The 23241-nt window shown below is 69.7% G+C and carries 18 protein-coding genes and 2 pseudogenes; 7 read left to right on the top strand and 13 right to left on the bottom strand.

Annotation, left to right across the window (positions count from 1 at the left end; genetic code table 11):
* Positions 1–41: 41 nt before the first annotated feature.
* From QSK31_RS04150 to rsgA, 7 genes and pseudogenes are all read right to left on the bottom strand, one after another.
* Positions 42–1013, bottom strand: a complete 972-nt coding sequence (locus tag QSK31_RS04150) for a gluconeogenesis factor YvcK family protein (protein WP_285681041.1) — start codon at positions 1011–1013, stop codon at positions 42–44.
* Between the two features lie 171 nt (positions 1014–1184).
* Positions 1185–2078 carry an RNase adapter RapZ gene (gene rapZ / locus QSK31_RS04145; protein WP_285681040.1) on the bottom strand — a complete coding sequence of 298 codons (894 nt, stop codon included), beginning with the start codon at positions 2076–2078 and terminating at the stop codon, positions 1185–1187.
* 433 nt (positions 2079–2511) lie between these two features.
* Positions 2512–4705: pseudogene (uvrC, locus tag QSK31_RS04140) on the bottom strand (excinuclease ABC subunit UvrC); the annotation flags it as partial.
* Between the two features lie 99 nt (positions 4706–4804).
* Complete coding sequence (locus tag QSK31_RS04135) at positions 4805–5320, bottom strand: Rieske (2Fe-2S) protein (RefSeq protein WP_285681038.1); 516 nt, start codon at positions 5318–5320, stop codon at positions 4805–4807.
* Positions 5321–5836: 516 nt separating this feature from the next.
* Positions 5837–8788 (bottom strand): annotated as a pseudogene (uvrA, locus tag QSK31_RS04130) (excinuclease ABC subunit UvrA); the annotation flags it as partial.
* 138 nt (positions 8789–8926) lie between these two features.
* On the bottom strand, positions 8927–10705 hold the full coding sequence (locus QSK31_RS04125; RefSeq protein ID WP_285681036.1) for a DUF6311 domain-containing protein: 1779 nt from the start codon (positions 10703–10705) through the stop codon (positions 8927–8929).
* A gap of 12 nt (positions 10706–10717) precedes the next feature.
* Positions 10718–11734, bottom strand: a complete 1017-nt coding sequence (rsgA, locus tag QSK31_RS04120) for a ribosome small subunit-dependent GTPase A (RefSeq protein WP_285681033.1) — start codon at positions 11732–11734, stop codon at positions 10718–10720.
* A 172-nt stretch (positions 11735–11906) separates the two neighbouring features.
* Between rsgA and QSK31_RS04115 the strand changes: the two genes are divergently transcribed.
* The 5 genes from QSK31_RS04115 (at position 11907) to QSK31_RS04095 (ending at position 15890) form a co-directional block, all read left to right on the top strand.
* Positions 11907–12611: a maleylpyruvate isomerase family mycothiol-dependent enzyme gene (locus QSK31_RS04115; protein ID WP_285681031.1), complete on the top strand. Its 705-nt coding sequence runs from the start codon at positions 11907–11909 to the stop codon at positions 12609–12611.
* Between the two features lie 10 nt (positions 12612–12621).
* Positions 12622–13281, top strand: coding sequence for an MBL fold metallo-hydrolase (locus QSK31_RS04110; RefSeq protein ID WP_285681029.1), 660 nt, complete (start codon positions 12622–12624; stop codon positions 13279–13281).
* 282 nt (positions 13282–13563) lie between these two features.
* Positions 13564–13809, top strand: coding sequence for a PIN domain-containing protein (locus QSK31_RS04105; RefSeq protein WP_285681027.1), 246 nt, complete (start codon positions 13564–13566; stop codon positions 13807–13809).
* A 172-nt stretch (positions 13810–13981) separates the two neighbouring features.
* Positions 13982–15226 (top strand): phytase, encoded by a 1245-nt coding sequence (locus QSK31_RS04100; protein WP_285681024.1) that lies wholly within the window; start codon positions 13982–13984, stop codon positions 15224–15226.
* Between the two features lie 4 nt (positions 15227–15230).
* Positions 15231–15890 carry a DUF998 domain-containing protein gene (locus QSK31_RS04095; RefSeq protein WP_285681022.1) on the top strand — a complete coding sequence of 220 codons (660 nt, stop codon included), beginning with the start codon at positions 15231–15233 and terminating at the stop codon, positions 15888–15890.
* 15 nt (positions 15891–15905) lie between these two features.
* On the opposite strand, the gene QSK31_RS04090 is transcribed toward QSK31_RS04095, so the two are convergent.
* The gene (locus tag QSK31_RS04090) at positions 15906–16217 is read right to left on the bottom strand and encodes a hypothetical protein (RefSeq protein WP_285681020.1); all 312 of its coding nucleotides are present in this window, start codon (positions 16215–16217) and stop codon (positions 15906–15908) included.
* Positions 16217–17545: a hypothetical protein gene (locus QSK31_RS04085; protein WP_285681018.1), complete on the bottom strand. Its 1329-nt coding sequence runs from the start codon at positions 17543–17545 to the stop codon at positions 16217–16219. The genes QSK31_RS04090 and QSK31_RS04085 overlap by 1 nt, the downstream gene beginning before the upstream one ends.
* Positions 17546–17858: 313 nt before the next feature.
* Here QSK31_RS04085 and QSK31_RS04080 point away from each other — a divergent pair, with 313 nt between their 5' ends.
* A complete protein-coding gene (locus QSK31_RS04080; RefSeq protein WP_285681016.1) occupies positions 17859–18584 on the top strand; it encodes a class I SAM-dependent methyltransferase in 726 nt (241 codons plus the stop codon).
* Here QSK31_RS04080 and QSK31_RS04075 read toward each other — a convergent pair.
* Genes QSK31_RS04075 through QSK31_RS04065 form a run of 3 tightly spaced genes read right to left on the bottom strand, consistent with a single transcriptional unit; the run spans position 18565 to position 21548 of the window.
* On the bottom strand, positions 18565–19290 hold the full coding sequence (locus tag QSK31_RS04075; protein WP_285681014.1) for an aspartate/glutamate racemase family protein: 726 nt from the start codon (positions 19288–19290) through the stop codon (positions 18565–18567). The genes QSK31_RS04080 and QSK31_RS04075 overlap by 20 nt on opposite strands.
* Positions 19280–20806: an NCS1 family nucleobase:cation symporter-1 gene (locus QSK31_RS04070; RefSeq protein ID WP_285681013.1), complete on the bottom strand. Its 1527-nt coding sequence runs from the start codon at positions 20804–20806 to the stop codon at positions 19280–19282. Before QSK31_RS04070 ends, QSK31_RS04075 begins: the two co-directional genes overlap by 11 nt.
* A gap of 31 nt (positions 20807–20837) precedes the next feature.
* Entirely contained in the window at positions 20838–21548 is a 711-nt protein-coding gene (locus QSK31_RS04065) for a GntR family transcriptional regulator (protein ID WP_285681011.1), read from the bottom strand.
* Between the two features lie 312 nt (positions 21549–21860).
* Between QSK31_RS04065 and QSK31_RS04060 the strand changes: the two genes are divergently transcribed.
* The gene (locus tag QSK31_RS04060; RefSeq protein ID WP_285681010.1) at positions 21861–22478 is read left to right on the top strand and encodes an ATP-dependent Clp protease proteolytic subunit; all 618 of its coding nucleotides are present in this window, start codon (positions 21861–21863) and stop codon (positions 22476–22478) included.
* 201 nt (positions 22479–22679) lie between these two features.
* Here the strand turns inward: QSK31_RS04060 and QSK31_RS04055 are convergent, their stop codons facing one another.
* The gene (locus QSK31_RS04055; protein ID WP_285681008.1) at positions 22680–23108 is read right to left on the bottom strand and encodes an uL11 family ribosomal protein; all 429 of its coding nucleotides are present in this window, start codon (positions 23106–23108) and stop codon (positions 22680–22682) included.
* Between the last annotated feature and the right edge of the window lie 133 nt (positions 23109–23241).

Raw genomic sequence — 23241 nt, 5'->3', positions numbered from 1 at the left:
TGCCGGATCTTCAACAGTGTGTGCCTTGCTGCGCCTGATGCTTAACGATCGGCACCCAGGACAGGCACCAGTGCAACACCCAACGACTCAGGATCATGCCTGGCGCTGCCGTCCGCAACGGCCAGTGGTGCCAGAACGAGCCGCGCGCCGAGCGCTTCGGCGGCGTGATGCACCGGTTCGGGTTCGCCTACCCATTTCGCGTCGGCCAGCACCACATCGGCGCGCAACGCCGGCAGATACCAGCGCAGCGCCGCCAGGTGGTCGGCCACCGACATGCCGAACGTCTCGTTGTCCGCCGCCAGGTTCAGAGTGACCAGCCGGCGGGCCGGGCTGGCAACGATCGCCCCGGCCAGCTCGGGCACCATCAGGTGCGGGAGAACGCTCGTGTACCAGCTGCCCGGCCCGAAGATCAGCCAGTCCGCCTCGGCGATCGCGGCCAGCGCGTCCGGGCAGGCCGGCGGCGCCGACGGCACCAGGCGTACCGCCTCGACATGGCCGGTGGTGATCGCCACCTGATGCTGACCGCGGACCGTGACCGTCTCCTGAGGCCGATCCGGATCGGCGCCGCGGACCTCGGCCTCGATGCCCACCGCGTGACAGGCCATCGGCAGCACCCGCCCGTGCGCGCCGACCATCCGGCCGGCGTGCTCCAGAGCGACCACCGGGTCGCCGAGCAACTCCATCAGTCCGAGCAGCAGCAGGTTGCCGACGGCGTGCCCGCTCAGCGGGTCCGGGTCACCCGAGCCGACCGCGGCGAACCGGTGCTGCAACAACTGGGCGGTGCGCTGCGCCGTGGCGTCGTCGTCGGCCAGCGCGGCGAGCGCCTGCCGCAGATCGCCCGGGGGCAGCTGCGCGTCCCGCTCGGCTCGCAGCCGCCCGCTGGAGCCGCCGTCGTCCCCGACCGTGACGACAGCGGTGATGTCCAGATCGAGCTTGGACAGCCGCAGCGCCCGGAGGGACGCGCTGAGTCCGTGCCCACCGCCGAACGCGACGACCCGCGTTGCTCTTGTCACTCGCGCCCCACTCGTTCCTTCGTCACCCGCGCCCCACGCAGTCCGTCGTCAACAGCGGCCCGTCACAGCGCCGGGGGGCCTGTACCCCGTGCGGCACTTCACCACTCGCGGCCACTTCCCCACTCGCGGCCCTTGCTCATCTCCTGGCCTTGCTCATTTCCTGGCCCTTGCTCACTCCCGGCCCAGGTCGCGGTGCGAGGCGTGGGCGGACAGGCGAATGTCACGCAACTTGCTGGTCAGCTCCTCGGCGATCGCCACACTGCGGTGCTTGCCGCCGGTGCAGCCCACGGCGACGGTCAGGTACCGCTTGCCCTCACGCTCGAAGCCCGGCGCGGTGGTCGCGATCAGCGAGGCGTACGTGGTCACGAAGTCCCCGGCGCCCTCCTGACCCAGCACGTACCCGCTGACGGCCTCCTCGAGCCCCGTGTGCTCGCGCAACTCTGGCACCCAGAACGGGTTGGGCAGGAACCGCGCGTCCATCACGTAGTCGGCGTCCGGCGGCAGACCGTACTTGAAGCCGAACGACAACACCGTGATCCGCAGCTTCCGAGCGTCCTCCCCGCCGAACAGCTCCTCCACCCGGCGACGCAGCTGATTCACGTTCAGGTGGCTGGTGTCGATGATCACATCGGCCTGCTCGCGCGCCTCCTCGAGCAGTTTCCGCTCGGCGGCGATGCCGTCGGCCAGCCGCCCGTCCCCCTGCAACGGGTGCGACCGGCGCACCGACTCGAAGCGCCGGATCAGCACCTCGTCGTCGGCGTCCACGAACACCACGCGCGGCGAGAACCCGCGTTCACCCAGAGCACGAATCGCCCCGGCCAGGTCGGTGGAGAACGCCCGGCTGCGTACGTCGAGCACCATCGCGGTCCGCCGAGCAGCACCGCCGGCCTTCAACGCGAGCTGAGCCATGTCGAGCATCAGTGCCTGAGGAAGGTTGTCCACGACGTAGTAGCCGACGTTCTCCAGAGCGCGGGCCACCGTGCTGCGCCCGCCACCGGAGAGCCCGGTGACGACCACCAGGTCGGTCTCCTCCTCGGACAGCGTCTCGTCCGCCAGATCCGCCACGCACGCCTCCCGCGTCACTTCCCGCCCCCGTCGGGCGACACTGCATCCTAGGCCGACCGCCCCGGCCGCTGCCCGCGGATGCACTGTCCACTACCCGATCGGTCAGCCCTTCCGGGCACTCCTGTCCCCGAACCAGCCCTTGATCTTGCCGTCGCGGCCCCCGCCGCCGCACCAGGCCCTCACTGCAAAAGGTTTCTCGCAACGCTGCCCGCGCTGTCCGCGCCGGCGTCCGCGTTGTCAGAGGCGCCGACCGCGCCGCCCGAAGCGCCTACCGCGGCGTCAGGGGTCGCGGCGTCTTCGGCGTCGGCCCACTTCTCTGCGGGGCTGTCTTCCGTGTCGGGGCGGCGGGCCGGGCGGGCCACCCGGTTGCGGTTGGCTCCCGCCTTGGTTCGGCCGGCGCCGCCCGTGGGGACCGCTTCCGCGTCTGCCTCGGTCGCCGGCTTGGCGTCGGCGTTGAGGGCGTTGAGCACGGTCTCGGCGGTGCGCTTGCCGATGCCGGGCACCTCGGCGATCTCCTCCACCGTGGCCTGGCCGACCTTCTTCAGTGAGCCGAAGTGCCGCAGCAGCGCCTTGCGCCGCGTCTCCCCCAGCCCGGGGATGCTGTCCAGCGCCGACGCCGTCATGCGCTTGGAGCGCCGCTGCCGGTGGAAGGTGATCGCGAAGCGGTGCGCCTCGTCCCGCACGCGCTGCAGCAGGTAGAGGGCTTCGGAGGTGCGCGGCAGGATCACCGGGAAGTCGTCGCCGGGCAGCCACACCTCTTCCAGGCGTTTGGCCAGCCCGCACAGCGCCACGTCGGTGATGCCGAGGTCGGACAGCACCGCGGCGACGGCGTTGACCTGTGGTTGCCCACCGTCGACCACGACGAGCTGGGGCGGGTACGCGAAACGTCGCGGCCGCCCGGTCAGCGGGTCGATGCCGGGCAGGTCGCTCGTCGCCAGGTCGATGCCACCAGCCTCGCCGCCGACCCCCGCGCCGCCGACCCCCGCGCCGCCGACCCCCGCGCCGCCATGACCGACGTCCGCGCCGCCAACGCCGCCCTGTCCGGCGCCGACCACGCCGCCCTGACCAACGCCACGCCCGGCCGCCCCGCCAACGCCACGCGCGGCCGCGTCATCGATGACCGCGCTGTCGATCGCCGCGTCGTCGATCGCCGCGTCGTCGATGACCTCCTCGATGTCGTCCTCATCGGACTCGGGGGTGTCGCGGGGTGCCTCGGCGCCGGCCTGTGCCTTGTAGCGCGCGAACCGCCGCCGCATCACCTCGCTCATCGCGGCGAGGTCGTCCGTGCCGCTGCCGTCCGCGTTGCCGCGCACCGCGAAGCGCCGGTACTCGCTCTTGCGCGCCAAGCCGTCCTCGAAGACGACCATGCTGGCGACCACGTCGGTGCCCTGGATCTGCGACACGTCGAAGCACTCGATGCGCAGCGGCGCCGTTTCCATGCCCAGCGCCTCGGCGATCTCGTCGAGGGCCTTGCTGCGGGTCGTCAGGTCGCCGGCGCGGCGCAGCTTGTGCCGGGCCAGGGACTCGCCGGCGTTGCGGGCCACGGTCTCCATCAGCGACCGCTTGTCGCCCCGCTGCGGCACCCGCAGGTGGGCCTTGCCGCCTCGCTTGTCGGAGAGCCACTCGTCGAGTGCCGCGGAATCGGACGGCAGCTCGGGGACGAGGATCTCGCGGGGGACGTCGCCGCCTTGCTCCGCTCCGTACATCTGGGAGCAGAAGTGGTGGACCAGGTCGCCGGTCGTCAGGTCCTCGACCTTTTCCACCACCCAGCCGCGCTGGCCGCGCACGCGGCCGTCGCGGACGTGGAAGACCTGGACGGCCGCCTCCAGTGGGTCCTCCGCGAAGGCGACCACGTCGGCGTCGGTGCCGTCGCCGAAGACGACGGTCTGCTTTTCCATCGCGCGGCGCAGGGCGGCGATGTCGTCGCGGAGCCGGGCCGCCCGCTCGAACTCGAGCTCCTCGGAAGCGGCGAGCATGTCGCGCTCGATCCGCTTGACGAACGTGTCGGTCTTGCCGCCCATGAAGTCGCAGAAGTCGTCGACGATCTCGCGGTGTTCCTCGACGGTGACCGACCCGACACACGGCGCCGAACACTTGCCGATGTAGCCGAGGAGGCACGGCCGGCCGATCTGCCCGGAGCGTTTGAAGACGCCGGCCGAGCAGGTGCGCGCGGGGAAGACCCGGAGCAGCAGGTCGAGCGTCTCGCGGATGGCCCACGCGTGCGAGTAGGGGCCGAAGTAGCGCACGCCCTTGCGCTTGGCGCCGCGCATCACCTGCAGGCGCGGGTATTCCTCGTTCAGCGTGACGGCGAGGAACGGGTACGACTTGTCGTCGCGGTATTTGACGTTGAACCGCGGGTCGAACTCCTTGATCCAGGTGTACTCCAGCTGGAGCGCCTCGACCTCGCTGTTGACCGTGACCCAGTCGACCGAGCCCGCGGTCGTCACCATCTGCTGGGTGCGCGCGTGCAGGGACCAGGTGTCGGCGAAGTAGGAATTCAGCCGGCTGCGCAGGCTTTTCGCCTTGCCGACGTAGATGACCCGGCCCTGGGGATCGCGGAAGCGATAGACGCCCGGAGCGTCGGGGATGGTCCCTGGAGCGGGTCGATAACTGGACGGGTCAGGCACAGGTCCCACAGTAGTGCGGACCCCTGACATGATTGTCCGACCGGAGGTCCGTTGCCGCCGCCACGGCGTCGGGCCTCCGGCCGGACATCGAGCACATGGTCAGGCGGCGACGATGTTGTCGCCGTCCACCTTGACCTTGGTTTCCGGCAGCGGCTGCTTGGCCGGGCCGCCCTGCGGCGAGCCGTCGGTGATCGAGAACTCGCTCTTGTGGCAGGGGCAGAAGATCACGCCGCCGTCGACCTTGCTGACGTCGCAGCCCTGGTGCGTGCACACCTTGCTGAACGCCTTGAAGGTGCCCGCCTGCGGCTGGGTGATCACCAGGTCGCCCTTGATGATGCCGCCGCCCTCCGGCACGTCAGCGACCGCGGCCAGAGCGGCGCCGCCGCCCGAGCTGTCGCCACCACCGGTGCTGCCGGCGCCCGGGCTGGCACTGCCGGCCGGAATGGGGTCGTTGGTGAAGCCGGGCTCGTCGCCTGCGCCCGAACTGCTGGTGCCGCAGGCCGCCAGCAGGCAGGCGGCGCCGACCGCGCCGGCGCCCGCGAAGACCGCCCGGCGTGGCGCGCCCGAACGCCCGTGCTGGCAGGTGGCCTCGGGCCTCGTCTGCACGTCAGTCATCTGTCGGAACCCTCCCAGTACCCGTCTGTCCGCGCACGACGGTCACGCGGCGTCCTCACTGAATACGCTTCTGGCCGTCATCCGGTTCATAACTTGAAGCTGCAATTATTAGCCTCTCACCCCGAGGATTTGCCCCATTCATCCGGTACGGGCTATGAATTTGCAGGGATTTCCCAGGTTAGCGAGCGCTGGGGCCACCGTGACAGCACCCCCACAGCTGCGGCAGCGCATCGAGATCGACAAATGACGCTCTGTAGTCGATCCTGTGACACACCTCACCGTTGGCGACCGGGAGAACAAGGCGAGCCCGCGCACATCGGCGCGGGCTCGCGGGCAGAACGTCGGCTACGAAGAGGCCTTGGCGCGGGAACGAGCGGTCGTCTTGGCCGGAGCAGCCTTGGCGGGAGCGGCCTTCGCCGTGGTCGACTTGGCGGCGACAGCCTTGGCCGGAGCCGTCTTGGCGGCAACAGCCTTGGCGGGAGCCGTCTTGGCAGGAGCCGTCTTGGCGGAAGCTGTCTTGGCCGGAGCCGTCCTGGTCGCCGTCGACCGGCCGTTGGTCGCCGGCCTGGCACCGTTGGCCTTGGCCGCGCGGGCCACCGCCTTGGCGGACCCCGCCGGCTCCCCGGACAGACCCAGGACCGGGCGCAGGAAGGCCCCGGTGTGGCTGTCCGGCACCTCGGCAAGCTCCTCCGGTGAGCCGGCCGCGAGCACCAGCCCGCCCTTGTTGCCGCCCTCGGGGCCCATGTCGATCAGGTAGTCCGCGGTCTTGATGACGTCCAGGTTGTGCTCGATCACGATGACCGTGTTGCCCTTGTCGACCAGGCCGTTGAGGACCATGAGCAGCTTGCGGATGTCCTCGAAGTGCAGGCCCGTGGTCGGCTCGTCGAGCACGTAGACGGTCCGGCCGGTGGAGCGTTTCTGCAGCTCGGACGCCAGCTTGACGCGCTGCGCCTCGCCGCCGGAAAGGGTCGGCGCGGGCTGGCCGAGGCGTACGTAGCCGAGCCCCACGTCGACCAGGGTCTTGAGGTGCCGGTGGATCGAGGTGATCGGCTCGAAGAAGCCGGCCGCCTCCTCGATCGGCATCTCCAACACCTCGGAGATCGTCTTGCCCTTGTAGTGAACCTCGAGCGTCTCCCGGTTGTAGCGGGCGCCCTTGCACACCTCGCACGGGACGTAGACGTCCGGCAGGAAGTTCATCTCGATCTTGATAGTGCCGTCGCCGGCGCAGTTCTCGCAGCGCCCGCCCTTGACGTTGAACGAGAACCGGCCGGGGCCGTAGCCGCGGACCTTGGCCTCGACGGTCTCCGCGAAGAGCTTGCGCACGTTGTCGAACACGCCGGTATAGGTGGCCGGGTTGGAGCGCGGGGTGCGGCCGATCGGCGACTGGTCGACGCCCACCACCTTGTCGACGTGTTCCATGCCGGAGATCCGGGTGTGCCGCCCGGGCACCATGCGCGCGCCGTTGATGGTGTTCGCCAGCACGGTGTAGAGGATGTCGTTGACCAGCGTGGACTTGCCGGACCCGCTGACCCCGGTGACCGCGATGAACTGCCCGAGCGGGAAGCCGACAGTCAGGTTGCGCAGGTTGTGCTCGCGCGCGCCCTGCACGACCAGCTCGCGCCCGTCGGTCTGCGGCCGTCGGTGGCCGGGCAGCGGGATCTTCTTGCGGCCGGACAGGTACGCCCCGGTCGGCGACTGCTTGTTGGCCAGCAGCCCCTTGACCGAGCCGCTGTGCACGATGTTGCCGCCGTGCTCGCCGGCGCCGGGCCCGATGTCGACGATCCAGTCGGCGGTGCGGATGGTGTCCTCGTCGTGCTCGACGACGATCAGCGTGTTGCCCAGGTTCTTCAGCCGGACGAGCGTCTCGATCAGCCGGTGGTTGTCGCGCTGGTGCAGGCCGATGGACGGCTCGTCGAGCACGTAGAGCACGCCGACCAGCCCGGAGCCGATCTGGGTGGCCAGCCGGATGCGCTGCGCCTCGCCGCCGGAGAGGGTGCCGGCGCCGCGGTCGAGCGACAGGTAGTCGAGGCCGACGTCGACCAGGAACCGCAGCCGCGCGTTGATCTCCTTGAGCACCCGCTCGGCGATCATCGTCTGCCGGCTGTCGAGCTTGATGGTCGACAGCAGGTCGGCGCACTCGCCGACGGACAGGTTGCAGACCTCGGCGATGCTCTTGCCGGCGATGGTCACCGCGAGCACCTCGGGCTTGAGCCGCGCGCCGCCGCAGGTCGGGCAGGGCACGTCGCGCATGTAGCCCTCGTACTTGTCGCGAGACCAGTCGCTCTCGGTGTCGGTGTGCCGGCGCTCGATCCACTGGATGACGCCCTCGAAGCCGGTGTAGTAGGACCGCTCGCGGCCGTACTTGTTCCGGTACCGGACGTGGACCTGGTCCTCCGAGCCGTACAGGATCGTTTTCTGCGCCCTCGACGGCAGCTGGCGCCACGGGGTGTCGACGCTGAACTTCTCCGCGTTGCCGAGCGCCTCGAGCAGCCGCAGGAAGTATTCCAGGGTCGAGCCGCCGGACCAGGGCTGGATCGCGCCCTCGCGGATGCTGCGCTCCTCGTCCGGGATGATCAGCTCGGGGTCGACCTCTTTCTTGGTGCCCAGGCCGGTGCACTCGGGGCAGGCGCCGTAGGGCGCGTTGAAGGAGAACACCCGGGGCTCGAGGTCCTCGATCGCGAGCGGGTGGTCGTTGGGGCAGGCCAGGTGCTCGGAGAACCGGCGCTCGCGGGCCGGGTCGTCCTCGGGCAGGTCGACGAAGTCGAGCAGGACGATGCCGCCGGCCAGGCCGAGGGCGGACTCCACCGAGTCGGTCAGCCGCTGCTTGTTCGTCGTCTTGACGCTGAGCCGGTCGACCACCACCTCGATGGTGTGTTTCTCCTGCTTCTTCAGCTTCGGCGGCTCGGTCAGCGGGTGCACGACGCCGTCGACGCGGGCCCGGGCATAACCCTTGGCCTGGAGCTCGGCGAACAGGTCGACGTACTCACCCTTACGCCCGCGGACCACCGGGGCGAGCACCATGAACCGGGTGCCCTCCTCCATCGCGAGGACCCGGTCGACGATCTGCTGCGGGGTCTGCCGGCTGATCCGCTCGCCACACACGGGGCAGTGCGGGATGCCGGTGCGCGCGAAGAGCAGCCGCAGGTAGTCGTACACCTCGGTGATCGTGCCGACTGTCGAGCGAGGGTTGCGCGAGGTGGATTTCTGGTCGATCGAGACGGCCGGGGACAGGCCCTCGATGAAGTCGACGTCGGGCTTGTCCATCTGCCCGAGGAACTGCCGGGCGTACGACGACAGCGACTCGACATAACGCCTCTGACCCTCGGCGAAGATCGTGTCGAACGCGAGGCTCGACTTGCCGGAGCCGGACAGCCCGGTGAAGACGATCAGCGCGTCACGGGGCAGGTCGAGGTTGACGTCGCGGAGGTTGTGCTCCCGCGCGCCGCGGACGATCAGTCGGTCGGCCATCAGGCAGGCGCTCCGTACATGTGTATGAGAGTCAGCAGAATCGCGGCCACTCTAGCCACGGGGTATGACAAGAACCGGCCGCTGTTAGGCAGCGTCGTGCACTTGACGCACATTCCCGCAGATCCGGCGGATCAACCGTCACTCAAGAGGGGGAACCGGGATGTCGCGTACGTCCCAGAGCAGCACCCCGCCGACCCGCTGCGGTTCCCTGCCCAGCAGCTGGGTGAGTGTCACACCCAGCGCGTCAACGTTACGACTCTCCGGCACCAGGACGACGATCGCGGCACGCCAGTACGTGAGGTCCGCCACGGCCGCGCTCCGGTCCGCGTCGGTCAGCGCCGGGATCTGCCCGTTCTCGCGAACCCTCCACAGCAGCACCGACGTGGGCCGGTGCGGCGCGTTCCAGGAGCCGGTCAGGTTGCCGGGCGGGTCGGCCGGTCCCATGAAGTAGCCGCGCGGCACCCGGAACTCCAGGTGCGAGAGCGCGGCCCAGCGCATCGCCTCGCGTCCCGTGGTGACCTCGGGCAGCGGCACCGGCACCAGGCTGCGGTCGTCGGTGACGTAGTCGCGCCACATCCCGGCGGAGATGAACGGCGGCAGCGGCGTGGCCGCGACGGTGGGCAGCGGCTTGGGGAGCACCGGAACCAGGGCCACCACCAGCCCGATCAGGAACCACCGGCGGGAGCGGCCGGTCAGGCGTACGCCCCGGTCGACGATCAGGGCGAGCAGGACGCCGACGATCGTGGCGGTGACCATCGCGAACCGGGTCACGCTCACCAGGTCGATGATCGGCAGGTGACTGACCAGCCCGAACGGCAGCGGGACGGAGGTGTCGGTGCCGGCGGCGCGCAGGTGCGGGCCCATCGAGACGAGCAGCAGCACGAGCGCGGCGATCCCGGCGGCCCGGGCGGCGACCGACCGCCACACCAGGCGCATCCCGATCACCAGCAGGACCAGCAGCGGCAGGCCGAAGAAGGTGTTCTCCTCGGTCGCGCTGACGGTCAGGATGTCGGCGAGGCGGGTGTTGCCGGCCAGCGACTGCCGGGCGTACGCGCCCAGCGAGAGCAGGTCGGTCACGTACTCGCCGGGGGTGAAGGGCTGGCCCTTGTAGCTGCTCGGACCGGAGAACTGCCACCACAGCGGGTAGATCAGCAGCACACCGGCGGTGACGGCGGCGACACCGAGTCCCGCGGCGACCCGCCCGGCGACCGCCCTGGCCTCGGTCCGCGCCATCGCGGCGTACGCGATCACGAAGACCCCGAGCGTGAGGGCCGTGAAGAGCAGGACCTCCTCGTTGATGAAGACCTGCAGCACGATCAGCAGACCGAGCGTGACGCCGCCGCGCACCGCGCGGCCCGGCTCGCGCAGCCGCAGCACCTGCCAGACGATGAACGGCACCACGAACTGGCTGACGAAGTTGATGTGCCCGTTGGCGTGCGACACCATCGCCGGGCAGAACCCGCACCACAGGCCGCCGATCCAGGCGGCGAGGCGGCTGGTCACCAGGTGCCGGGAGAACACCCAGTACCAGGCCGCGGCGGTGCCGGCCAGGCCGAGGGTGAGCAGCAGCACCACGGAGACGGCCGGGCCGAGGAAGTGGGTGATCGGCGCGACCGGCAGGGTCAGCGCCAGGACGGTCGTGTTGGCCATGATGTTCACGCCGTCCGGCACGTTCAGCCGGCCGGTGAAGAACGGGTTGTCGCCGTGGAACAGCACCCGCTCGCCGTGCGCGACGACGAAGAGGAAGAAGCCGTGGTCGTCGTCGTTGGCCGACAGCACCCGGCCGCTCGGGTTCGCCCACAGCTGGATCAGCACGATCACGGCCAGGACCGGGTAACTCAGCCAGGCGAGCAGCTCACCGCGGCTCGCACGAGGGCCGGGAGAAAGTTCAGCCGAAGCCTCGTCCACCGCCTGCACCGGAGCATTGTGTCAGAGCCTTCGCTTGCGGCGGCCCGAGGCGGCCATGCGGGCGCTCTCCACCGCGACCTCGCGATGCAGTTTGCGCCAGCTGTCCAGGCGGCGCGTCGTGAGGGTGCCGGCGGCGATCGCGTCGCGGACCGCGCAGCCCGGTTCGGCCTCGTGCCCGCAGTCGCCGAATCGGCAGAAGACGGCCAGCCCGGCGATGTCGGCGAACGCCTGATCCAGCCCCGACGCGGTGTCCAGCAGGCCGACGCCCCGGATGCCCGGTGTGTCGAGGATCGCGCCGCCGCCCGGCACCGGGACCAGGTTGCGGTAGGCGGTGGTGTGCCGGCCCTTGCCGTCCGCCCGCCGGATCGCCTGCACCGGCATCACGTCCGCACCGGCCAGCGCGTTCACCAGCGTCGACTTGCCGGCGCCGGATCGGCCCAGCAGGGCCAGGGTCTTTCCCGGCGCGGCGAGAGCTCCGAGCTCCGCCAGACCTTTTCTTCCGGTCACGCTGACGGCATGCACGGGTACGCCCGGAGCGAGCTCACCCATCTGACGGGCGATGGCACCGGGGTCTCGTGACGTGTCCGCCTTCGACAGCACCAGCACCGGGTCGGCGCCGGACTCCCAGGCCAGCGCCAGCAGCCGTTCGATCCGGGCGGCGTCCGGGGCGGGGTCGATCGGTTCCACCACGGCGACCGTGGTCATGTTGGCGGCCAGCACCTGGCCACTGGCGTCCTTGTCGGCGGTCCGCCGGATCAGCGTGGTGCGCCGTGGCAGCACACTTTCCACAGTGGTACGCCGGTCCGGCCAGCGCCGCAGCACCACCCAGTCGCCGGCGCACGGCAGCCGGGCCGGGTCGCCGGCGGCCGCCATCAGCAGCCCACCGGCCAGCGAGGCGCGGATCACCCCGCTCTCGGCGAGGACGGTGCAGACGCCACGATCGGCGCGGAGCACCCGGGCGGGTACGGAATCGGTCGCCGGACGGTAAAAGGATGCGAAGGTTTGGTCCCAGCCGAGCTGGGACAGGTCATGTTTCATCAGAGCCCTTACGCGTGAGGGGTAGAAAACAGTAGGGACGCACCAACGACGAGCAGCACGCTTCCCACCCCCTTACGCGGCTCTTGTTCGAGGTCACTGCGACTGACGGTACGTTCGTGGTCACCGGCGGGGAAAGCGAATTCCGGCGGGCGCGGCCCGCTAGGGTCTTCTGGTGACCATCGATCCGCTCGTCCTGATGACCGATGTCGAGGCCGCCACGGCCCGCCTCGTGCGTACCGCCGAAGGGCTCGAGCCTCTGACCGTGTCCCAGCCCTCCGGCCTGCCCGGCTGGACAGTGGGGCACGTGCTCACCCACGTGGCGCGCAACGCCGACGCGTACACCAACCTGCTGACCTGGGCACGGACCGGGGTGGAGACGCCCGCGTACGCGTCGCCGTCGGCCCGCGCCGAGGGCATCGAGTCGGGCGCCGAGCGTCCGTTGCGCGAGCAGATCGTCGACCTGCGCGAGTCGCACGAGCGCTTCTCCGACGCCGCGGCCACCATGACGGCCGAGGCCTGGACCTTCTTCGTGCCGCCGACCGGCCAGTCGGCGGCCGCGATTCCGTGGGCCCGGCTGCGGGAGGTGGAGGTGCACCACGTCGATCTGGCGGCCGGTTACGGTCCGGCGGACTGGTCCGACGCCTTCGCGCTGCGTCTGCTGCGCGAGGTCGTGAGCGGGTTCGGCGCCGGTGAGTTCGAGCTCGTGCTCAGGCCGTACGGAACAGATCATCCGCTGGTCATCGGCGACAACCCGGACGCGCCCGTCGTGGGCGGGCCCACCCGCTCGATCGCGGCCTGGCTCTCCGGCCGCGGCGACGGCGCCGACCTGACCGTTTCGCCCGACGGGGAGCTCCCTGTCGTCCCGCGCTGGAAATGACGAGGTGGAAATGATGAGCGATTACACCGGCGACGTGACCCCCGGCGGACCGGCCGCGGTGCGCCAGCTGCCCGGCCTGACCATCAGCAAGCTGTCGGTCGGACCGATGGACAACAACGCCTACCTGCTGCACTGCAACGCCGACGGCAGCCAGGTGCTGATCGACGCCGCGAACGAGGCGGACCGGCTGCTCGAGCTGTTCGACCCGATCGCCCTGAAAGCGGTGATCACGACCCACCGGCACAAGGACCACACCGGCGCGCTGGCCGAGGTGGTCCGGGTGACCGGCGCCGAGTCGCTGGCACACGCCGACGACGCCGAGGAGATCCCGGTGGTCACCCGCACGGTGGCCGACGGCGAGACGATCGCGGTCGGCGACTGCGCGCTCGAGGTGATCCACATCGTCGGGCACACGCCGGGCTCGATCACGCTCGCCTACCGTGACCCGTCGGGCACCGCGCACCTCTGGACCGGCGACAGCCTCTTCCCGGGCGGCGTCGGCAACACCCGCGGCAACAAGGAGAACTTCGCGTCCCTGATCGGCGACGTCGAGACCAAGCTGTTCGGCCGGTTCGGCGACGACACCTGGTTCTACCCCGGGCACGGCAAGGACTCGACCCTCGGCGCCGAGCGCGCATCGCTCCCGGAGTGGCGCGAACGCGGCTGGTAACGCGATTCTCCTCGGCTTCACATGTGGTTTTGATGTGATGCCGGGATCATGGACACGGCACGCATCCTGGTCGTCGACGACTAGCCGAACATCGTCGACATGCTGCGGACCGCCCTGGCGTCCACGGCTTCACCGTCGACACCGCGCTGACCGTGGCGCAGGCGCTGGAGCTCGCCGCGCGGCACCGGCCGGACCTGGTCCTGCTGGACGTGATGCTGCCGGACCGAGCTCGAACTGCTCTACAGTGCTCGCTCCAAGGCAGATCGTGAGCAAAAGATCGAGTTGTTGGCGGCGGCGTTCGGCTGGGTGGTAATTCCTGATCGGGTCTATGGACGCGCTACCGCGGTACAGAACATGTTGACTATGCGGGGAACGCATCGATCCGCCCGCGTTGTCGATCTGCTCGTTGCCGCGACGGCCGAACTGAGCGGGCTCGTCCTCGTTCACTACGACCACGACTTTGATGAGGTGGTCAAGGCGACCGGCCAGGCCGCGGTCTGGCTAGCTGAGCCTGGATCGATCCCCTGAGCTTCTCCGGACCTCAGGACGACACGCGAAACCGGCCCATTGACCACTGACCGGCGCCCAGATGACCGTTGATCATGGGCTTTGGCCGGCCGGAGGGCTGGTCCGGCGGCTCTGAGCGCGACGTTCAGGTGGTGGTCATGTGGTGGTCAGATCCGTGCGGGAGCGTTCGGACATGCGTTGGCGATCGGGTCTTGTCGTTCTGCTCGCTGTGGTCGGTGGCGGGGTGGTGCCCGGCTCGGCGTTCGCCTCCGGTGGGCGGCAGCGGGACGCCGTCGCGAGGGTGGAGACGCCGGCGCTCTTCGACGATGCGGACGGTGGGGACGCCGACGCGGACGATCCGGCCATCTGGGTGCATCCGTGGGACCGGACGCGCACCCGGATCATCGGCACGGCCAAGAACGGCGGGCTTCGGGTGTACGACCTCGGGGGACGCGAGGTGCAGGCGATCGCCGCGCCCGCCGCGCCGGGACCGGAGGATGAGGCGGGGCGGTTCAACAACGTCGACGTCGTCAGCGGGTTCCGGCTGGCGGGGCGGCGTACCGATCTCGCCGTGGTGACCGACCGCGGCCGTGACCAACTCCGGGTTTATCGCATCGACCCCGCCACGGCGTTGCTGACCGACGTCACCGTGGCGGATGCGCCGCTGCTCTTCTCCGACGACCAGGACGAGGTCAACGAGCAGGCCACCGGCTACGGGCTGGCCATGCGCGGCGACCTCGCCGTGGTCAGCCGGCGGCACGCCACGCGGCTCGGAACGTGGAGGCTGGTGGAGAGGCACGGCCGGGTGACCTACCGGGAGGTGGACACGCTGGACCTGCCGGGGACGTTCACGCTGCGGGACGGCGGCAGCTGGGCGCCGTGCGCCGAGCCCGGCGAGGATCCGCAGGTCGAGGGCATGATCGTGGACGCGGAGAACGGCGTGCTCTACGCCGGCCAGGAGGATGTCGGGCTGTGGCGGATCGGGCTCGGCCGGGACGGGCGGTTCGGGCGGAAGTCCATCGTGGAGCGGACTGCGGAGTTCGGCGTGCCCGGCACCTACGACCCGGAGACCGAGGAGTGCGTGCCGGACACCGCGAACGACCCGGGTGAGGGCGGCCGGATCCGCGCCGATGTGGAGGGCGCGGCGATCTACCCGACCGCGCGAGGAGAAGGCTATCTGCTGGTGAGCAGCCAGGGGGACAGCACGTTCTACGTGTACGACCGGCGCACCAACCGGCCGTTGAGCCGTTTCGCGGTGGTGGACGGGCCGCGGACGGACGGCGTTCAGCACTCCGACGGCGCCGCGGCCACCTCGGTGCCGTTGCCCGGTTACCCGCGCGGCCTGCTGGTCCTGCACGACGGCGAGAACACGCCGGACGAGGGACGGGTCAGCACCAACTTCAAGTACGTCGACTGGCGGCGGCTCAACTACCGTTGACCAGGTGACCGGCCGCCTGCTGGGTCTCGGCCTGATCGCCGGACCGCTCTTCACCGCGACCTACCTCGTGCTGGGCGTGGTCCACGGCGACGGGTACTCGGCCGTGCGCCATCCGATCAGTTCCTTGGCGCTGGGTCCGCACGGCTGGGCACAGGTCGCGAGCTTCCTGACGTCCGGGCTGTTGCTGGTCCTCTTCGCGGCCGGCCTGCGCCGCGGCCTGGGCTCGGTGGCCCTGCCCGCCCTGGTGGCAGCCGGCGGCGTGGGATTGGCGGGTGCGGGCATCTTCCTCAGCGACGACGTGGGCGCCCCGATCACCTGGCACGGCAGGCTGCACAACGAGGCGTTCTCGCTGCCGGGCTTTGCCGCGCTGACCTTGGCAATGCTGGTGGCCGCGGTGGTGTTCGCCGGTCGCTTCGCCGTCTACTCGGCAGTCAGCGGTTTGGTCTTCGCCGCTCTGTTCGTCGTGGCGATCCTCGGATTCACCGGCTCGGCCCCGTGGGCGGCGGCCCCGGGCCTGCTGCAACGCCTGTGTATTTCGGTCGGCTGGCTGTGGGTGTTCCTGCTGGCTCGGCACGTCGACACCGGTCCCCGCCGCCGTGCAACCGATGGGCGGAGACTGCCGCCGGGTCGACGACCTGCGGCGTCAAGAGTCCACGACTGGTAGCCAGGGCGAGACGAGTCAGGGCTTCTTTTTCTTCTTCGCGTTCACGTTGATAGTGCCCGTGAACGGTGCGGTGACAACCGTGATTGCATCGTTGATGATGTTCGTATTGCCGGAACCCACCGGGGCTGGCGGCGGTGTCGCGTCCTCACGCGCGGGCTGCTGGCGGCGCCGCAAATGGGCGATCAGGGTGACACCAGCGACGGCGAGCGCCAGCAACAGGCTGGCCACACTGGCGAGCCGATCGGCACGATCAAGGCCTTGGGCGGCGAAGAACACCCCGGTGCCGAGGAGAACGGCGATCAAGGCCGCTGGGGCGATGAGCTTCATCAGTGGAAACCTCCTATGCCGGGATGGCGATGCCCGGGGTTCGGCGGCGAGACGGACGGCGACTCCGGCACATACGGGTGATCTGATGGCACTGGCGAAGGTGGCGGCTCGGGCGGCGCCAAGGGAAACCTGCCGTGCGGTCGTGGTCGATGCGCCACAAGGGCCGCATCGATCTGCATCCTGATGATTTCGTCGAACCGGGACAGGTTGCCATCCTCCGTCGTGCCCACATCGACAGCGCTTCTCGCGACGAGCCGATTGCCGTAGCCGATCATCACAGCCGAGGCAAGTCCGACCCGGACTCCGAACGCGGAACGCGTCACCGAGACTTGACCGTCGTCCAATTCGTGTGAGTGGTGCAGCAGGTCCGCATCCTCCACATCAGCTAGGGCGGAGCGGATATGCCTTGCCGGAGTGCCGTAGAGGTACTCGTTCACCAGGTCGTCGATCAGAGCGGGCTGATGATAGAGAAGATCAGCGAGAGGGAAGATCGTCTCTCGCACGTGATATCGGGTTGTGCTGCAAATCGTTGACCGATCGCCGAGAAAAACGACGTCAGGCTGGTTGGCCAACGTGTCTGCCTGCGGCGAGAGCTTCTGATGATGAGTCTGGCCGCCGACCTCGGCGGCGGTATGGACGATCTCGGACAGTCGTTCGCGAAGTTCGGCGCGGTTCCGCGCGGACGGATCGAGCAGCAGCGCGACGAATGCCTTCACTGCGGGGCCGTTCGAATAGAGGCTTTCACAGTCCAGCGACACTCGCCGCAGGTGGTAGTGGTCGACCGCCTCGAGCGTGCAATCGTTGGCGGTGACAACAGTGGTAGCGGTCTCGGTCACGACGTGATTCGGGGCGAAGCGAGATCTCTCACCCATGACATTGATCCGACCGTGGGCGGGTGATGCCACGTCCAGCCAGATCGGGACCGTCCGCCGATCAAACTCTATTGCATCACCGAGCTTTTCACCGAGCTGCCAGGCCAGCCGCGTGATTTCGAGGTCGAAGCGCTCGCGGTCGTCGCTCGCAAGAACCGCTTTGTCCAATTCGGCGGCGACCTTCCGTGCAGCGGAGAGCACCGGGAGAAAATCCGCCGCTTCCTGTCCAGTCCCGAGACGACGGGCAAAGACGTGTTCACCAAGCCTGACGGCGGCGCTGTGGGCGTCGCGGAGACCCGGCTCATCGGCTGTCATTTCCCGCAGCGCGAGAACCGTCACGATCATTGCGTCCGACGAATCATCGTCTTCCTGGCCGGACTCCTCAGGGATCGGAGTCCAATCCCGTTCATCCGGGCCCGTATCAGAGTCGTACTCGTGCTGCGTGCAGTCGGGCATGTCAGGATCTTCTGATCCACCGTCCGGCGGCATCGAGACCTCCCGATGTTGTGGTGACTGAGAACAGCATTGCGGAAAGCGGACGTCGCGGGGTGTCGGATCGAGGACGGCCCCGGCCGCACGAACCGCGGAGAACGAACTGCCCGGTCCGGGCGTCCAGATCGGCCTTCGGCCTGACCGGGCAGAGAACCTCAAGTCCGAACTGGATACCGTCGATCGCCCTTCCATGATCAGCCGTCGATCGGCCGTTGCTTTCACGACCATCCGAACGGTGACCCGGCCAGATCGATCGCTGGCGGTTAGCCTGCATACGATGGGCGGAGAATGCGGCTACGACGACGAACTGCGGCGGCACGACGAGGTCCTGCGGCGGGCCTGCGGCGTTGACGTCCGTGACCGGGTTCTCGACATCGGGTGCGGGACGGGGCACACGACCCGGCAGGCCGCGCGGGCGGCCCGGGACGGCAGCGCGCTCGGGGTCGACATCTCCGCCGCCGCCGTCCAAAGCGCCCGCGAGTTGTCCGGGGATCTGGGCAACGTCGCCTTCGAGCAGGCCGACGCGCAGGTCCGCCCGTTCGCACCGGGCAGCTTCGACCTGGCGATCAGCAGGTTCGGCACGATGTTCTTCGACGACCCGGGTGCCGCGTTCGCCAACGTCGGGCGGGCGCTGCGGCCGGGTGGGCGCCTGGTGATGATGGTCTGGCAGGCGCGGGACGACAACGAGTGGGCCGTGGCCATCCGCCGTGCCCTCGGCGACGCGCCGGCGACCGGCGGCCCGGACGCGTTCTCGCTCGCCGATCCGGTCGCTGTGAAACAGATGCTGGGCGGCGCGGGGTTCACGGACGTCGACGTCACCGACGTGCGCGAACCGGTCTACTACGGCCCGGACGTGGCCGCGGCGCTCGGCTGGGTCCGCCGCTTCCGGGGCGTCGGCGAGATCGTGGAAGAACGGCTCACCGAGATGCTCGCCGCGCACCTGCGCGATGACGGCGTCTGGTTCGGCTCGCGCGCCTGGGTGATCACGGCTCGCCGCGACTGAAGCCCTCGAGCAGACCGGTGTACGCCTTCGGGGGCGGTGGGGCGTACTCCCCTCGGGCGGACGTGGAAGCACCCAGCCGGACCAACGCCTCGGTCATCGCGACCGCCGCCGCCACCCCGTCGATGACCGGGACGCCGAGCTCGGACGAGACGGCCGCGCACAGGTCGGCCATGCCGGCGCAGCCCAGCACGATCACGTCGGACCCGTCGCGTTCCAGCGCGACGCGGCCCAGGTCCACCACGCGCTTGAGCACCGCCGGGTCGGACTCCAGCTCCAGCACCGGAATGTCGCAGGCGTAGACGCCCTTGCAGGCGCCGGGTGCCACGTAGCGGGCGGCCAGGTCCCACGTGCGGCCCTTCGACCGGTCGAGCGTGGTGACCACGCTGAAGCCGCGGCCCACCATCGTCGCCGCGTGCATCGCCGCCTCAGCTATGCCGACCACGGGACCGCTCGCGACCTCGCGGGCCGCGTCGAGGCCGGGGTCGCCGAAGCACGCCAGCACGTACCCATCGGCTTTTGATCTGAGGGCCGTGAGAATCCCCGGAACCGCGAGCGCCTCGTCGTAGTGGCTCTCGATCGAGGCCGGTCCCATGGCCGAGGTGACCGCCGCGATGGTGGTGCCCGGGCCTGCGACGGCCCGGGCACTCCGCTCGATCAGCGCCGTCATCGACGCCGTGGTGTTCGGGTTGACAACCCTAAGCAACACGGGACAGTTCCCGCACCTTGTAGACCGGCACCAGCAGGTGGTAGACGGCGAAGCCGAGGCCGCAGCCGATGAACCAGCTGTACTGGGCGATCGTGTGCATGCCCGGCCCGCCGGTCCACAGCACCGGGATCATCGCGATCACGGCACCCACCGCGGTCGCGAGGACGGCCGCCGGGTTGTAGCCCTTCTTGTACCAGTAGCGGCCCTGTGGCGACATGGTGAACATGTCGTCGACGTCGACCTGCTGCTTGCGGATCAGGTAGAAGTCGGCGATCAGCACACCGAACAGCGGGCCGATGAACGCGCCCAGCGTCTCCAGCGTGTAGTGGATGACGTCGGGGTTGTTGTAGAGGTTCCACGGGGTGATCAGCACCGAGCCGACCGCGGCGATCATGCCGCCGGCGCGCCAGCTGATCCGTTGCGGGCTGACGTTGGAGAAGTCGAACGCCGGCGAGATGAAGTTCGCGACGATGTTGATGCCGATCGTGGCGATGGTGAAGGTCAGCGCGCCGAGCACGATCGCGAACGTGGAGTCGATCCGGGACACCGTCGCCACCGGGTCGGTGATCAGCTCGCCGAAGACCGGGATGGTCAGCGACGCGGTGATCACCACGAGCAGGCTGAAGACCAGGAAGTTCACCGGCAGGCCGAGCAGGTTGCCGCGTTTCACCGCGCCGAAGCTCTTGCCGTACCGGGAGAAATCCCCGAAGTTCAACATCGGACCCGAGAAGTACGAGACCACGAGCGCGATCGCCCCCAGCATGATCGGCAGCGCGTCCCAGCCGTGATACTTCACGTCGCCGAGGGACAGGTCGATCCCGCCGAAGCCGGCCTTCCAGATCAGGTACCCGCAGAGCAGGAACATCACGACGTAGACGGCCGGGCCGCAGAAGTCGATGAACCGGCGGATCGTTTCCATGCCGGTCCAGAACACCGCCGCCTGCAGCACCCACAGCAGCGCGTACGTGCACCAGCCCAGCAGCGGCAGCCCGAGGAAGCCGTACTGGTTCACGTCCGCATAGGGCATCAGGGACGGGAACAGCTTGAGGATCACCACGTCCAGGGCGGCGGACGCCAGGTAGGTCTGGATGCCGTACCAGGCGACCGCGATCAGGCCGCGGATGATCGCCGGCACGTTGGCGCCGAGCACCCCGAACGCCGAGCGGTTGATCACCGGGTAGGGCACGCCGGTGACCTGGCTGGGCCGGGCGACCAGGTTGCAGAAGAAGTAGACGATCGTGATGCCGACGACCAGCGCCACGAGGACCTGCCAGCTCGACAGGCCCAGGGCGAAGAGGCTGCCCGCGGTCACGTACCCGCCGACGCTGTGCACGTCGGACATCCAGAACGCGAAGATGTTGTAGGAGCCCCACGACTGTTTCCTCAGCGGGGCGAGGTCCTCGTTGGTGAGCCGCGGGTCGTACCCCGGCTTGATGAGTCCGCCACCGACCGGATGGCCGGCGGCCTCGATGATGTCCGCGTGTTCCCCGGCAGGGGTGATGGTGGTGTCGGCCATGCGGTCAAACTAAGAACGCAGTGTTACCGATCTATGACTGGAACGGTATATCTTCGCGGCTCGACAGGGTGGCCACGAACGATTGCAGCCGCCGGTGATGGTCCGCGCAGACCGTCAGCAGCCGGTCGGTGTCCCGATCGGTGAACGCCGTCAGCATCGCCGCGTGGTCGCCGTGCAACGACTCCCGCTCGGCACTGTCCAGGTGTGACATCGGCTGCAGCGGCTCGGTCATGTTCCACGCCGTGTCCAGCATGTGCAGCAGCCGGCGCATCCGGCACGGGCGGATCAGCGCCAGGTGGAAGCGGCGGCTCTCCCGGTGGTGCGCCCGCGCGTCACCGGCCACCACGGCGGCGTCCAGCGCGGCGTGCGCCTGCTGGGCTTTCAGGTCGTCGTCCGCGCCGGCCAGCGCCACCGCCGACCGCAGCGCCGCCGTCTCCAGGGCCTCGCGCACCAGGTAGAACTCGCCGAACTCGTGCGCGGTCATCATCGCGACCCGATACCCGCCGTTCGGACGGTGATCGACCAGACCTTCACCGATCAAGGTCATCAAGGCTTCGCGTACGGGGATCCGGCTGACCCCGAACGCAGTCGCGACCTGATCGACCGGGATCGGCGAACCGGGCGGCACCTCGCCCTCGAGGATCGCGGCGCGCAGCTCGTCCAGGATCACGCTCTGCGGGCTGCCGACGGGCTTGTCCGCGAGCCGCGAGATCAGAATCGACCGGCGTCGCGGACCAGGCATGCCCCACCATAGGCCGACCGTGTTACAGCCCGCCGCCTCCGCCGCCCGCCTCCGCCTCCGCCACCCGCCTCGCCGCCCTTCGCCCTCCGCCACCCACCTCCGCCACCCGCCTCGCCGCCTTTCGCCCTCCGCCGCCTCGGCCACCCGCCTCCGCGTCCGCCGCCCGCCTCGCCGCCTTTCGCCCTCCGCTCCAGGCCGCCGCGGTCCCTTCCGTTCGGCTCGCCTGCTTTCACCGTTCCGCTCCGGGCCTTTGCTTCTGCCTTCAGCGGAAGCACTGGGGCGGCGCGGGCGGGCCTGGCTAGATTCGAGCGCATGGACGTGCGCTGGCAACCGCGACCCGATCGGCCCACCGACCCCTGGTCGGTGCCGCCGCCACCCGGCCCGTCCGGCGCGTCGGTGCCCGGCTGGCTGGAGGAGCGGCTCTTCGACCAGCGCATCGTGATGATCCGCGGCATGGTCACCTCGGCCGACGCCACCGGCATCGCGGCCGCGCTGCTCACTCTGGAGGCGGCCGGGCCGGCCCCGGTGCAGCTGCACGTGGCCAGCCCCGGCGGCGAGCTCGGGGCCGCGCACGCGATCACCGACGTCATCGACTCGATGGCCGCGCCGGTCCACGCCGTGGTCACCAGCGAGGCGGGCGGTGCGGTGCTCGCCGTGCTGGCCGCGGCGCAGCAGCGGTCGGCGTACCGGCACGCTCGTTTCCGTCTCACCGAACCGCGCGCCGCCGGCGTCACCGGAACCGCCGACGAGGTCGCGTCCGCCGCCGGGCAGCACCTGCGCGAACTGGAGGAGATGGTGCTGCGCCTGGTCGAGGCGACCGGCCAGACCCGCAGCCGGATCGAGGACGACCTCACCACCGGCCGCATCATGAGCGCGACCGAGGCCCGCGCCTACGGCCTGATCGACACCGTCGTCGGCGAGACGACCTGATCGCCGCGCCACCACCCCGGCCCCCACGCCGCGCCACCACCCCGGCCACCACGCCGCGCCACCACCTCGGCCACCACGCCGCCGCGGCGCGGCCCCGCCGCGCCCCTGGCCCCGCTGTGAGCGGCTCCGCCTTGAGCGGCCCCTGTCGGTGAGACGAAACAAGGCCCGCCTGATTACTCAGGCGGGCCTTGTTTGAAATACCTACTGTCCGGCGACCTTCACACCCATGGAACGGGCGGTGCCGGCGACGACCTTGATCGCGGCGTCGACGTCGTTGGCGTTGAGGTCGGGCAGCTTGCGCTCGGCGATGCCGCGCACCTGCTCCTGGCTCAGCGTGCCGACGGTCTGGGTCAGCGGGTTGGAAGCGCCCGACTGGATGCCCAGAGCCTTGCGGATCAGGAAGCTGGTCGGCGGGGTCTTGTAGACCAGCTGGTGAGAGCGGTCCTCGAAGACGGACACCACGACCGGGATGATCTCGCCCCGGTTCTTCGAGGTGGCCTCGTCGTACTCCACCTTGACAGCCCGCATGTTGGCGCCGGTCGGGCCGAGCATCTTACCGAGGTCGACCATCGCGGCGTTACCCGCCTCAAGCGCGAGGGTCACCTCATGGGTCTTCTTCTTGGGCGGCATTACTTTCAGGCTCCTTCTGGTGTGCTGCACGGGCCGAAAGTCGGAGCCACGCGGAGCATCTGAACGCACAACAACCCCGAGACCTTACAGCGGCGCCCAGAAGCGGGTCAAAACAGCAGGGATCTCGGGTTCC

Origin of the sequence: Actinoplanes sp. NBRC 103695, from assembly GCF_030269485.1 — a bacterium.
GTDB lineage: Bacteria > Actinomycetota > Actinomycetes > Mycobacteriales > Micromonosporaceae > Actinoplanes.
Note: the sequence above shows the minus strand (reverse complement) of the source record. Positions and strands in the feature narration are given on the sequence as shown.

Bases quoted from the DNA above. Each gene is read 5' to 3' on its own strand.
- QSK31_RS04135 (WP_285681038.1), bottom strand. From the start codon at position 5,320: ATGACTGACGTGCAGACGAGGCCCGAGGCCACCTGCCAGCACGGGCGT.
- rsgA (WP_285681033.1), bottom strand. From the start codon at position 11,734: ATGAAACATGACCTGTCCCAGCTCGGCTGGGACCAAACCTTCGCATCC.
- QSK31_RS04110 (WP_285681029.1), top strand. From the start codon at position 12,622: ATGATGAGCGATTACACCGGCGACGTGACCCCCGGCGGACCGGCCGCG.
- QSK31_RS04100 (WP_285681024.1), top strand. From the start codon at position 13,982: ATGCGTTGGCGATCGGGTCTTGTCGTTCTGCTCGCTGTGGTCGGTGGC.
- QSK31_RS04090 (WP_285681020.1), bottom strand. From the start codon at position 16,217: ATGAAGCTCATCGCCCCAGCGGCCTTGATCGCCGTTCTCCTCGGCACC.
- QSK31_RS04085 (WP_285681018.1), bottom strand. From the start codon at position 17,545: ATGCCCGACTGCACGCAGCACGAGTACGACTCTGATACGGGCCCGGAT.
- QSK31_RS04080 (WP_285681016.1), top strand. From the start codon at position 17,859: ATGGGCGGAGAATGCGGCTACGACGACGAACTGCGGCGGCACGACGAG.
- QSK31_RS04070 (WP_285681013.1), bottom strand. From the start codon at position 20,806: ATGGCCGACACCACCATCACCCCTGCCGGGGAACACGCGGACATCATC.
- QSK31_RS04065 (WP_285681011.1), bottom strand. From the start codon at position 21,548: ATGCCTGGTCCGCGACGCCGGTCGATTCTGATCTCGCGGCTCGCGGAC.
- QSK31_RS04060 (WP_285681010.1), top strand. From the start codon at position 21,861: ATGGACGTGCGCTGGCAACCGCGACCCGATCGGCCCACCGACCCCTGG.
- QSK31_RS04055 (WP_285681008.1), bottom strand. From the start codon at position 23,108: ATGCCGCCCAAGAAGAAGACCCATGAGGTGACCCTCGCGCTTGAGGCG.